Raw genomic sequence first — 13,124 nt, 5'->3', positions numbered from 1 at the left:
ATAAAAACAAAAGCACCGAGAGCGTGAACCCTAGGTGCTTTGTTTTCATCGGTATCCGAGTAAGGGATTTGCTAGGGCAACTTACGAAGCCTTTGCAACTACCCTGATGTGGCCTTCAACTCGATTTTTTCCAAGTTGTTGAGCGATAAGCTTTGCTTGCTCAGCAAGTGCTAGGGCTGTATCTGGCTCTCCCTCTATTTGAGAAAAACCGACACTCACGTCTATAGAGAGGCTGATGTCTGGCATCACAATCGTTTTCTCTGCTACGCCAATTCGGCATTGATCCAGTTGGAACTTGGCGTCGTTAGCGTCGTTTGCTTTGAATAATACCGCGAACTCTTTGCCTCCAACACGAGCAAGGCACAGCCCTTTAGGCTTCGGAAAGTACGAGCGCAATGCCTCAGCTGTTAGCTTGATCATCTTGTCACCCACGGCTTCACCATAAGCACGGTTTAAGTGATCAAAGTTATCGATATCGAGTAGAGCGATATAGGTTTCTGGCTGGTTGGCGTAGTTTTCCAATGCAAGGTTGAAGCTACTTTTATTATCTAATTGCGTCATTAGGTCTTTACTACTCAACTGGTGCTGAAGCAGTAAGTTAGACAGTGAGACTTCCGTGAAATCTCTGATCATACGTAAGATATTCTGGCTAATAGGCAAGTTCGCATTCACATATAACACCGCAATTAACTGCTGACGTGAGTATAAAGGGAGGCAATAGTGGCGCTGGTCTATTTTGAGTTTACGGGCGAGTGGATCGGCGTCTTTACCGTTTCGATAAACCATAGCGTTTGCGACAAAACGTTCTGAGAGCGCTTTGTCACAATGCACAGTTGATTTGTTCCCATGATAATCAAGCGTACTGTATGAGTGGTTCTCTGGTTGATATAGGCAGAACTGAATACCTTTATGGTAGGTAAAGTTATCCAAAATAGACTTGAGTTTGCGTTTAAAGCTCGCAAGGTCTTCTACTTTATTTAGCTGAGATAAAGAGACATTTAAACGATAAGCCAGGTAGTTGGCACCAATCCACAGTAGAAGGAGCGAGCCAAGTACCACGCCTGTTAACGTAAATTGATGTGAGCTAGTTAAGATATCATGACGATCGGTGCCCGCAATAAACACCCAATTCAAGATGTTGTCTGCATCAAATACCGATATTTTGAAGTTATCTTGATAGTAGTACTCGTGCTTACCGGCCAATTGTCCCTGTGAAAGCTGGTGGCTAATTCCCGCATGATAGCTAATGGACTTCGAGCCAATTCGTTTTGGATCTGGATGGAAGACGAGTCGTTCAGTTGCTTTATCTACGACAAATACATAGCCATTATTTAGCGTTTTTAAATCTCTTAAGCCTTGTGTGGTGTGTAGTAAATCAAACTCAATCCAGATTTCTTCGTTGAGCTTTTCTGCTGTGTGTTTAACCGCGAAAACCCATCGAGCATCTGCTTTCTGGTAAACGGAAGAGATGTAGAAATCTTCAACAACACCGTCTATTGAATGCCATTGTATTGTGGCGATTTGCTCATTAGAAAGAGGAAGGCCACGGGTGGAGACGTAGTGTTGGGAGTTAGGTTGGTATCGGATGATATCGGAGAAGTTTGGTGTTCTTTTTAGAATATTATCGCTGAGTTCACGAAACTTTTGGTCGCTAAAGTCGGTAGTGTTGGGTAAGCCTAGGCTAGTTTCTAAGAAATAGAGTTTGCCGAACACGGCCTCGATGTTGGAACGAATAGTCGAGCTTGCGATGCGAATGTTTGATGCTGATTGGTTGGTTGCTGCGGTCTCTACTTTTTCTAATTGAGCTGCTGCGAGGTAAAGCATTCCTCCGGTTAATAAGATTATGTATGGTTTAAAAAGCCGAATAAGTGTTTTAGGTAAAGCCATGATATCCAAAGACGTGATAGATTCATTTTTATAGTACGGCCATACTAAACAGTTTTATTAATCACATCAATGCAAATGATTCCATATAAAAGAATGAGTTTTGTGATATTCAGCTAACAAAAAAGCCAGCTGAAAACATAGCTAGCTTTTATGGTTTTTGCTTTTTTATTGAGCGGGGTTAACTTTCACTTAACTCAGTTTTGTTTGGTGAGTAGTGCAAAATAGCCATCGATGTCGGTGAGAGCAACATTTCCCCTTCAGCGTGACCTGGTTTGACATTTCTCAGGTTGGTATCACATATCGTCACCCAGTTTTGTTCACGATCATTGGGTAAGCTGAAACGTGCTGGGGCATTGGTTTGGTTGATGAGGTAAATGAGTTCATCGCCATCTTTACCTATGCCAAGGTGTAGTGCCACTGAACTTAAGCGGTTCCAATCATCATGCTCCATCAATGTGCCATCGACACGGCTCCAGAAAATACGGTTAGAGTTACGTTTCTCGCCACTGAATGCCTTGATAAAAGGCACCATGTACTGCTGTCGTGCGGCGATCATCTCAGATAGCCAAGTTTTGAAGTAGGTCTTGCGCTCTGAATCTTCCCAGTTCAGCCAACTCGTCTCACTATCTTGGCAGTAAGCGTTATTGTTACCTTTTTGAGTATGGGATAACACGTCTGCGGTCAGAATGTGCGGAATACCGAAAGCAAACAGCAGGCTCGCCATGAAGTTGCGCTTCTGCTTTTCACGAGTCGCGATAACCAACAGGTTTTCGGTTTCACCCTCTACACCGTAGTTTTCAGAGCGGTTGTCACCATGTCCATCACGGTTACTTTCACCATTTTCTTCATTGTGCTTATGCTTGTACGAGACAAGATCTTGCATAGTGAAGCCATCATGGTAAGTGATGTAGTTAACAGTGAGTTTGTAAGGCCAGTGCGCCGCACTGTAGATATCACGAGAACCCATAAGTCGCGTAGCAAACTCTTTAAGGTAGCCTTGATCGCCGCGCCAGAAACTACGTGTAATGTCTCTCAGTTTGTCGTTACATTCGTTCCAACCAAACGGAAAGTTACCCACTTGGTAGCCATTAGGGCCGATATCCCATGGCTCTGCGATTAATTTGGTCTCTTTAAGCACTGGGTCTTGAGCCACGGCTTTGAAGAAAGCGGCCTCAGGGTTGTAGTTGTCTCCTTCGCGTCCCAATGTGGCTGCCAAGTCAAAACGGAAGCCATCGACTTGGAATTCGCTTACCCAGTAACGAAGCGTGTCCATAACTAGGTTGAGTGCTGGCTGGTGGGTGAGGTCGACTGTATTCCCACAACCGGTGAAGTTTGCGTAATGACAGCCGTGCTTAATATACGTGCGGCTATCCAATGCTTTTAGGTTGAAGGTTGTTCCGCCTTCGCCACCTTCCGCTGTGTGGTTATACACCACATCTAAGATCACCTCGATACCATTGCGGTGCAGCTCACGAATAGCCGTTTTGAGTTCTGTGACGGCGTCTTTTTCTGCATAGCGAGGGTCTGGCACCATGAACAAATAAGGGTTGTAGCCCCAATAGTTCACTTTACCCATATCAAGCAGGTGTGGTTCGTGCATGCAGGCCGCAATGGGTAAAAGCTGTAGAGAGTTGATGTTTTGTTGCTTATAGAATGCAAGCATCTCTGGGCTCACTAACCCCAGATAACGGCCTTTGGTATTACTAGCTACTTCAGGATGAAGTTGAGATAGGCCTTTAACATGCGTTTCAAATAGAACGGTCTCTTCACGGCTAATTCGTGGTTTTTCGACGTCTTGCCAATCGAAGGCATCATCAACAACGATACACTTTGCCATCGCAAAGCTTTTCTCATTGCTATAAGGAGTGGTGTAGTGGAGCGGCTCGCTTATTGCTTTAGCATAAGGGTCAGAAAGTAATATTGGACCATTATCTGTTTCTGCAATAAAACCGTATTTTTGCCCCGCCTTAATACCTTCGATAAATACATATCGAATATCAGCGTATTCATTGTCCAATTTATAAGTTGTGAATTCATCGTTCTCATCAAAAAGAGCGAGTGAGAGAGATTTACAGTCAGGAGAATAAATAGAGAAGTTGCAGCCAGTGTTACCTAGCGTTGCGCCTAGCGGATAAGGGCGAGCGAGCGTTCTAGTCATTGCTTGATTTCTTGTTCGTTTATCAACATCAGTGAACTATTAGTAAAAGGCTTTGTCACAGTAAGGTCAAGCATCTTCACAGATTAATTACGGTTAAAAAAATAATTGATCGATGAAGTTCAAATTATATATTTGAAGTAGATCTCACTTATGCTGAATAATTAGATCTTCGTGCTGTCTACTCCTCCTAGATTAAGTGATCTACCTCTTTAAAACACCATTCTGTATATTTTCTACTCCCCTCTAGTCCCCCTTAATTTAGTTGGGGGTGGAGGAAGTCAAACTTGTCATCCCCTCTTAATATTGACCCCGTTGAAACGAATCAGGGGAAACCCTAAACCTCTCTATCTTACGACTACCATAACTGCCTTTGGTTGCCGCAAGAGAGCAAAATATAAAAACCTAAAATAAATCGTCCTTAATGGAGTTAAGAATGAAAAAAGTAAGTTTGATTGCTGCTGCAGTGGCGACTACGCTAGCTGCTGGCTCTGCGTTCGCTGTTGACTTTAATGGTTACATGCGTGCTGGTACTGGTATCAGCGGCAACGGTAATGGTGATATCTCAGTTAACAAAAACGGTATTGGTCGTCTAGGTAACGAAAATGACAACTACTCTGAGTTTGGTTTGGCTGAAGAACTAAAAACTGGTGAGCAAACTTGGCGCGTTGAGTCAATGATTGCTTCTGGTGCTCCAGGCGCAAATGGTTGGGAAGATTCTGATTTTAACGTTGCTCAGTTCGCAGTTAAAGCGAAAGGCGTTCTATCTTTCGACCAAGAAGCGACTCTTTGGGCTGGTAAAACATACTACCAACGTAAAGATATCCACATCACTGACTTCTACTTCCTAAACACATCTGGTACTGGTGGTGGTGTTGAAAACATCTCAATCGGTGACCAAAAACTATCTGTTGCATTAATCCAAGATGGCGCGACTGATGATTCAACTGGCTACATCTTTGATGCTCGTCTAGCGAACATCGGCCTATGGCAAGATGCATCTCTAGAATTAGCACTAGCGTACAACTTCGCAACTGATTCAGATAACGCAAGCGAGTCTGCTGACGACGGCCTACTAGCTTCTGCAATTGTACATCAAGGAACGAGCAACGGTTTCCACCAAACAGTACTTCAGTACGGTACTAACGGTTACGGCGTACAAGCTGCAAACTTCTGGGGTTCTGGTTCTTACTACGCACGTGGAACTGAAGCATTCAACGAAGCATCTGGTTTCCGTCTAATTAACTGGGGTGTAATGAACCTTGGCGAATCTTGGGAAATGGGTCACCAACTAGCTTACCTAGCAGGTAGCGATATCGGTGGTCAAATTGGTGGCGACGGTGACGACTCTAATAAAGCGACAGGCAAAACTTTTGACATCGACCAGTACTCTGCTGTAGTTCGTCCAATGTACAAGTGGAACGACACAATGCGCACAGTATTTGAAGCTGGCTACAACGCTGGTGAGCGCATTGCTGACGGTGGTCTAGCGAAAGAAGACTTCGGCAACGCTAAATTCACAGTAGCTCAAGCTTGGGCTATGGGTGACAGCTTCTGGGCTCGTCCTGAAATCCGCGTTTACGGCTCTTACATCCTAGATACTGAAAACAAAGATGCATTCAACGGCGACGATACAGAATATGTATTCGGTATCCAAGCTGAAGCTTGGTGGTAAACACTTAGCTTAACCAATCCTAAACTGTCCTAATTCATAGCCGGCTCGCGTCGGCTATTTTTTTAAGGAATGTACGATTAAGTGGATCGTTCCCTAGGTGAATAGTTTTCTTTGTGGTAATTAAAGTTAGTAAATTTCTTAAAAAAATAACAAGAAGGAAGAGTTATGTATTTTAAAGCTCTAATGTTGAGTGGCTGTGTTGCGTTGGCCGGTTGTCAATCTGCACAAGTTGTAGAGCAGGTGCAAGTGGCACAAGCTGAACAAGTTAACTCTCTTGCAAGTCTTCAATTTGCCCCGATGAAGCTTCCGAGCTCGGCAATTTTCGATGTAACACCAGACAGCCAAATTTTGAACTATCAGGGTATAAACAGCCCTGTAGTAGCGATCGAGCTACCAGCGGATCGTGGTGAATACTCTATTAAGATCACCAGTATGATCGGCGACACCGCGTTTGTTCCTAACGCGGTTATTTTTGATAAAAACGGTCGTGAGTTAGAGCGTTACGGTAAAGATAGCTTCGAATATGCGAAGCCTAGGCTGCATTTGGGCAACCGCCTTGTCGCAGAAAACGATTTTTACCCTCCGACAACGGCTGAGTCTGTTTACTTAGTTATCTACACAGAGCAAGAAGACCTTGATGGTTTTACTGATGTTATTCACCCTGCTCGTTTAGACGCGGAAGGCCGTGGTAACTACCTACCAGAAGTAAAAGATATTCCAGTTCCAAACTCAAACGTTGGTAAAATCGAAGTCGCTATTGATCGAGTTGGTTTCTTCTCGTTCGGTTCAAGCAGTGAATCTAACGCTAAGCCAGCGGCAGCCACGAAGGTTGAAACAATTCAACCAGAGACGCAAACTTACTATCACAATGCGATTAAAGCCGCTGTCGAAGCAGACAATATTCCAAAAGCTTTGGGTCTATTAGACGAAGCGAAAGCACTAGGTATTGAAGGCGCACAAGAAGTCTTTGTAAAAGCAGTTAATAAAAAGTAACTGATACAATTACAAAGTCTGTTTTAAGAGAAGGGACCCTAGTAGGGTCCTTTTTTATTGCTAGCTATAAATGAAATATTCACATTGGTTGAAATCAATTAGCTCGAAACAAGCGAGTTTATGAATGCTGTCGAATCTCATAAGCCGTCGATTTTATTAAATACGATCCTTAGTGGTGTAATATTCTTTGGAGTAAATAGCTTTATCCTACACAGAGCCTCTCTTTTCTCCACTTAATATACTTAAATCAAATACAGTGACTTACGATTATTCGGGCTGCAGTACAGATGAAGAAGAACTGTTCTATCTAGAACGCAAGAAGTGAGTTCATCATTGAAGTTGAATGTGGCTCACGGATAGTAGAGAAGGCATATTTAGGTTGGAGTTTGTTGGAGACACAAAAAAGGGAGACTGACGTCTCCCAAAGGCTAGCTTTCGCTGGTTTTATTATCTGTGATTCGAACCTAAGCTTTGCGCTTAATTCTTGGTGACCGATACTACTGCTTTATCTACATTGTCATCCAGCTCGTGAATCGCATTCAAGGTGAATGTGTAGGTTCCAGCTTCAGTCACGTTTAGTTGGCAGTTGCCACCAGTTCCTAGGTCGATTGACCCATCAGCAAATTCTACAGAATCGCAACCAAAGTTAGGTGCCTTCCAATCAGCATCCGCAAACTTGAAGCCATAGCTCCCCGCGTCTAAGTTGCCTGTTACAGAATAAACCCCATTAGCAACAAAGCTCATCGCCCAATCATCAACAGGATTCCAACCATTCATATCACCACGCACGTACACGGTTGTTTGACCGTATGGAGGAATGCTAGATACATCCTTGCCTGAGTTATCAACTGGCAAACCAGCGCCTTGCGCACCGTTTTGTGCTTGTACAAACACAGCTGTTGTTAGTGCTGGAACTGTGAATGATTCATTAGCAAAGCTCGCGCCTTTCACTATGTCATCCGCTGAGTTTTGTTGAACGTCATGAAGAGTAAAACTTGTCGCTCCGGCGATCTTGAACGTTTGAGACTCATTGGTTGAGTTTACAACTGCGACAATGGCGTCATTAGCGGGATCAAGGTCTTCGCCTGCGGATACACCATCATCGATAGACATCACGATTAAGCCTGCGACTTGGTCTTCGCCAACGTTACGGAAATCGACTCGCTTCATGACTTCGTCAGCTGTATCTAAGCGGAAAAGCTCACTTGAGCTACGGATCTTTAATAGCTCTAGGAATTGCTGCTTAGTTAACTCGATGTCGTCTGCGTCTGGTTTTGCCGTTGGATCAGCAATGATGGTTTTGATCAGATCCCAGTTTGCTCCGTCTTTGTCCTCACGAGGCAAGCCGACATTCCAGTTGCTGTCAGACCCATCGAAGAAAACACGGTTGTACCAGTCACCAGAATCGTAAGAGTCACGCTGCATAGACTTCGAGCGCAGCAGTTCTGAACCCATATGGATGAATGGTATGCCTTGGCCCAACATCACAGTAGAGATAGATACTGACTGCATACGAGCACGCTCTGCCGAACTAGTGCCAGTTGCAATTTTGTATGCGTTGTTGTCCCAAAGTGTTTGGTTGTCGTGTTTTGATACGTAAGAGATGTTCTCTGAAGGCATCTTGGTGTAACCCGCAGGTGCGCCATTGTAGTCGACGTTTTTACCCAGTTTGGTAACGCCTTTGTAATCAATCAGTACGTATTCAGCGAGGTTACCTGCCATCCCTAAGCGAACAAGATCTTGGTTATGTAAGCGACCATTGATGGAGTCTTGATCTGTCTTGGTTTCTTCATTGGCGATAGCTGCGTTACCAAAGCCTTGATTAAAGCGAAGCGGGTGATTCCCTTCTGAGTCAACACCGCCATCGAACGGGCTACCACCACGAACAGCATCACGCAAACGGTCTGAGAATGTGCCGATTTCTGTGCCTGCCATGTTGATTTGGTTTGCTTGGTCGAAGCGAGCGTTGTTGGCGACTTCACCAAAGTCCCAACCTTCCCCGTAGAACAGGGTATTCGGGGCAATTTTACGCACTTCTTCCAGCGCTTCGACCATCACGTCTTTTGGCTGGTGGCCCATTAAGTCAAAACGGAAACCGTCGATCTTGTAATCATCAGCCCACACCTTGAGCGAGTCGACCATTAACTTACCCATCATTAGGTTTTCTGTCGCAGTGTTGTCACAACAGGTTGAGTTTTCCACGCCGCCAGTATTCACATTAAGTCGGTGGTAATACCCAGGGACGATCTTATCCAGTACGGATTTATCATTCACGCCAGATGCATTGGTGTGGTTGTATACCACGTCCATGATCAGCTTAAGATCCATGTCGTGCGTGGCCTTAACCATTTGACGGAACTCTAGAATACGCTTAGATCCGTTTGGATCCGTCGCGTAGCTTCCCTCAGGCACGGTGTAATGGAATGGGTCGTAACCCCAGTTGAAGCTGTCGAGCATTCTTAAGTCGTTCATTAATGCTTGTGCGTCGCCTGTTGAAGGGTCATAGCCGTCGAGCACATCTTCAATCGTTCGGTTTTCATCTTCATTACCACATAAGGCAGCGGCGGGTTTTACATCACACAGCTTCCCAACGGTATCGGTGATATCGATGCGGCTTGCTTCATCTTCATCAACGGTAGCAATATCGAAAGCTGGCAAGATATGCAGAGTCGTCAAACCTGCATCTTTCAGAGCTTGAAGGTGTTTGACTGACTCACGATCCGCTTCCGTAAGTGCAAGGTATTTTCCGTTCAGGCTTGCAGTGCCTAACTTGTCGCTGAAACTAAAATCACGTAGATGTGATTCGTAGAGAACGTGGTCTTCGTCTTTCTCGACGGTAGGACGAACGTAGCCGGTCCAGCCATCAGGCATCAAGGATGCATCATCAAGGTCAATGACTTGAGAGTATGCCGAGTTCTTCGACAAGCTGAGAGAGTAAGGGTCTGTCACAAGGCGATTTTCTATTTTGCCAGTGGTTGGGTGGTAAACCTTCACTTGGTAACGGTAGTATTGGTTCACTGCGTTTGACACTGCTTCTGTCGCCCAAATCCCCGTATCAGTGTTCTCTGTCATCGGTATGACTTGTGAGCTTTGTAGGTCTTCGCTGTATAGAACGAGTTCAACATCTTGCGCAGTAGGAGCCCAAAGTTTAAAGGTTGCAGAGTCACCATCTACTAGCGCCCCCAATGGTTCACTGATGGCATTACCTGCATCTTCGCTAGCAAACACCGCATCAAGCACACCAGGCTTTTGAACCTCGGTTGAAGAGATAACATCGCCATCGGCATTGTAAGCTACGACAACGATCTGAGATTTTAAAATGGTGCGTAGCGTGCTGTTATCCACGTCAATTGCGACCGCAGGTAAACTGGCTAAGTGACGGAAACGTTCTTTGAGTTCTGAGGATAGTTCGCCATCTTTTACTAGCTCAATCTCAGTACCACCAATGATCTCTTTGTCATCATTCATTGAGATGCTGTTATCCAATGCATAGAAGAGTTTTAAAGAATCTGCATTGCTGGCCGCTTCCCAACCTATGGTCGTTGCATCAAGCCAATGTGCTTTTTGACCATCAATATTCACTGGTCGTTCTGAGATAGGCTCGTAGTACAATTCGCTGCTGCCATGGAAACCAAACACACCTTGAGATTCACCGAGTTTATCTAGCTCAACTTTTGAGTTCGCGCTGCCAAAGGCTTTTTCATCACCATTGTGTAAGATGAAGTTCATACATTTGTGCGGGTCAGCGGCATCGGGATCCACTTTCAATACATAGTAGGCGCCGTAGGTATCGCTAATGCCGTCGTATTCGTAAGGGCTGTTCCAATCGGTTCCTGTCTCACTCAACCCCATGCCGACTAAATCGGTACTGGTACAGCCTTCGCCATTCCACAGGTGCAGTCCCCAGCCGTCATAAGTCGACCCAGAAGTGCTCGCTGCGGCAACATCACGTTTGTAGTAGATAACCACTTCGTTTTCTGCTGCAGGGTATAGACCACTGCTGCCAGTGTCAGTACCGTTGTCGCTGTTATTATCACTGCCACAACCTGCGATTAAAGTAGCGGTTAAAAGAGGTAAAATCGCTTTTGTTAAGGTTGATTTCTTGAAGCTTCTTTTATTTGTATTGTTAAAGGTATTTCGTAGAGTTAAACATTGATTAATATTTATATTGTTCACGTTTCGATATCCATATTTCACTTTTTATGAAGATGAATATCCTAGTCTTAACGGTGGTCAACTATTTGTGATGTCTATATGTAAAGTTATTTTTAATAAGTAAAAATAAGAAACCTAGTGTCGATATCACGATTTGTACTTGGTTTATGTAAATTTACTTGGACCAAGAACTCATATGTTAATATCAATAGGATAGGGCGTAGCGGCCAGGCGTAGAGAATAAGGATGAGAGCTCATCCTTATAAATGTGAGGAAGGTATCGAAATGTTCGGCTGTTAATTTAACTTGGGAATTAAGTTAATTGTCAATTAGCCGTTATTTTTCTTTCTATATAATGTCGACAAGGGTGTTAATTATTTAATGGTAATACCCAAACCAACGATGCCAGCGTTTTTAATTCAATATTGCAGCAGCCAACCCCTTCCTCCACACGTAATTCTTGTGACTGAATAGATTCGATATGTTCATTAAGCAAGTAACTGCCATCCGTAATTTTGATTGCTTGGATTACATCACGTGGAATAACCAAGCAAACACGCTCTGTAGTGTGCTGGCTGAAATTCACAGCAACTATTATTAGCTCTTGGTCGTCATAGCGTAGAAATGCGTAAACCGAATCACTCAAATTATTGCTTTGGTGTAAATCTCGGTAATACCCAGTCATTGAAGAGTGCTCAAGAGAAAAGTTCATCACCTTTTGATAAAAGTGACGCAGCTGCTTTTCGCTGTCGTTTAATAGCCCGCCATCGAATGCGCCGTGGTTCATCCACTTTTGATGCTGTGGGACACCGATGTAATCGAAGATGGATGTACGTGAGGGTTGTCCAAAGCCTGCGTTCTCCGCGCCTGGTTCACCGACTTCTTGTCCGAAGTAAATCATCGTTGGTGAACTGCTCAATAAGGCGCTGACGAGCATTGCAGGTTTTGCGATATTGGGGTCACCTACAAATTCAGGAGACGCGATGCGCTGTTCATCATGGTTATCCAAGAAGTGCAGCATGTGGTGTTCTATGTCCATCATTTGATGCTGAATCTCGGGAATGATGGCTGCTGAAGCTTTGCCCTGCATAACGGCTTTGAGCCCATCGTATAGGTCCACTTTGTCGTATAGATAGTCCATTTTGCCTAAGTGAATGTAGTCGCGGTATAAGTCTGGTTGATAAACTTCTGCCATTAGAAAGGTATTGGGATTTTGCATCTTTATTGACGAGTTGAGATAGCTCCAAAACTCGACTGGTACCATTTCCGCCATATCGTAACGAAACCCATCGACGCCTTTATCTAACCAGAACAAGGCGATGTCTCGGAACTTAACCCAAGAGTTAGGCACATCGATAGATTTCCAGAAATCGAAGTGATCTCGGTAATCACGTTGAGCATAGTCACTCGGCAATTCAGGAAAGTACTTTGAACCATCAGGGCGTACACCATAATTGATCTTCACGGTTTCATACCAATCATCGAAGTTGGGTTTAGCTAGGCGTGAGCCATTACCAGTCCATTTAGCGGGTATTTCGATAAACGGAGAGCTTAGGGCTAGGTGTTGTTCACCACCAAGCGGAGTGAAATCGATCTCGATATTTGGCAGTTCAAAGGCGCTGTTAGGGATGTAGTAGAAGTTATTGTTTCTGTGGTATTCGAGTGTAGTGTCATCGTGAGCGCCAAAGTCACTGACGCCTTGTGGGTTGTTTAGCCCTTTGTAATGACGTGCTACATGATTAGGGACGATATCGATGATCACCTTTAAGCCGTGGTCGTGGCTTCTTTTAATTAGCGCCTCAAATTCCTCTAGTCTGTGCTCGGGATTATCAGCGAGATCAGGGTTAACTGAGTAGTAATCTTTTACGGCATACGGAGAGCCCGCACGGCCTTTTACCACGCTCGGGTGATCGTCTGAAATACCGATGTATTTGTAGTCATTGATTAAAGCGTGGTGAGGAACTCCGGTATACCAAATGTGAGTCATTCCAAGCTTGCGAATTTCAGACAGTGCTTTGTCGGTAAAATCACTGAATTTACCAACGCCATTTTGTTCAATGGTGCCCCACGGGACATGTTGGGTGTTTTTATTGCCAAATAAACGCGTAAAAACTTGGTAGATGGCGTACTTTTGGTTGTACATATTTATAATTCCTTTAACTTCCATCATGTTATGTAGGGATGAAAGGGCTTGTTTATTTTTTGCAGGCTAACCGAATTACAATACGCCTTACTCATCCTAATCAAAATCTACAGGGC

Annotated in this window: 6 protein-coding genes; 2 read left to right on the top strand and 4 right to left on the bottom strand. The window is 44.3% G+C overall.

Going from position 1 to position 13,124, the window contains the following annotated elements; all coding sequences use genetic code 11:
• Positions 1 to 81 precede the first annotated feature (81 nt).
• Together L0991_17975 and glgX are read right to left on the bottom strand one after the other, a co-directional pair.
• The gene (locus L0991_17975) at positions 82 to 1,824 is read right to left on the bottom strand and encodes a diguanylate cyclase (GenBank protein XGB63919.1); all 1,743 of its coding nucleotides are present in this window, start codon (positions 1,822 to 1,824) and stop codon (positions 82 to 84) included.
• A 241-nt stretch (positions 1,825 to 2,065) separates the two neighbouring features.
• Positions 2,066 to 4,045 (bottom strand): glycogen debranching protein GlgX, encoded by a 1,980-nt coding sequence (gene glgX / locus L0991_17970; GenBank protein XGB63918.1) that lies wholly within the window; start codon positions 4,043 to 4,045, stop codon positions 2,066 to 2,068.
• 433 nt (positions 4,046 to 4,478) lie between these two features.
• On the opposite strand from glgX, the gene lamB reads away from it, so the two are divergent.
• Complete coding sequence (gene lamB, locus L0991_17965) at positions 4,479 to 5,717, top strand: maltoporin LamB (GenBank protein ID XGB63917.1); 1,239 nt, start codon at positions 4,479 to 4,481, stop codon at positions 5,715 to 5,717.
• 165 nt (positions 5,718 to 5,882) lie between these two features.
• Positions 5,883 to 6,710, top strand: a complete 828-nt coding sequence (locus tag L0991_17960; GenBank protein XGB63916.1) for a MalM family protein — start codon at positions 5,883 to 5,885, stop codon at positions 6,708 to 6,710.
• 477 nt (positions 6,711 to 7,187) lie between these two features.
• Here L0991_17960 and pulA read toward each other — a convergent pair whose 3' ends face one another.
• Together pulA and L0991_17950 are read right to left on the bottom strand one after the other, a co-directional pair.
• A complete protein-coding gene (pulA, locus tag L0991_17955) occupies positions 7,188 to 10,886 on the bottom strand; it encodes a pullulanase-type alpha-1,6-glucosidase (GenBank protein XGB63915.1) in 3,699 nt (1,232 codons plus the stop codon).
• Between the two features lie 349 nt (positions 10,887 to 11,235).
• Positions 11,236 to 13,008 carry an alpha-amylase family protein gene (locus tag L0991_17950; protein ID XGB63914.1) on the bottom strand — a complete coding sequence of 591 codons (1,773 nt, stop codon included), beginning with the start codon at positions 13,006 to 13,008 and terminating at the stop codon, positions 11,236 to 11,238.
• Positions 13,009 to 13,124 lie beyond the last annotated feature (116 nt).

Origin of the sequence: Vibrio chagasii, from assembly GCA_041879415.1 — a bacterium.
Classification (GTDB): Bacteria; Pseudomonadota; Gammaproteobacteria; order Enterobacterales; family Vibrionaceae; genus Vibrio.
This window is presented reverse-complemented; position numbering and strand designations above follow the sequence as displayed.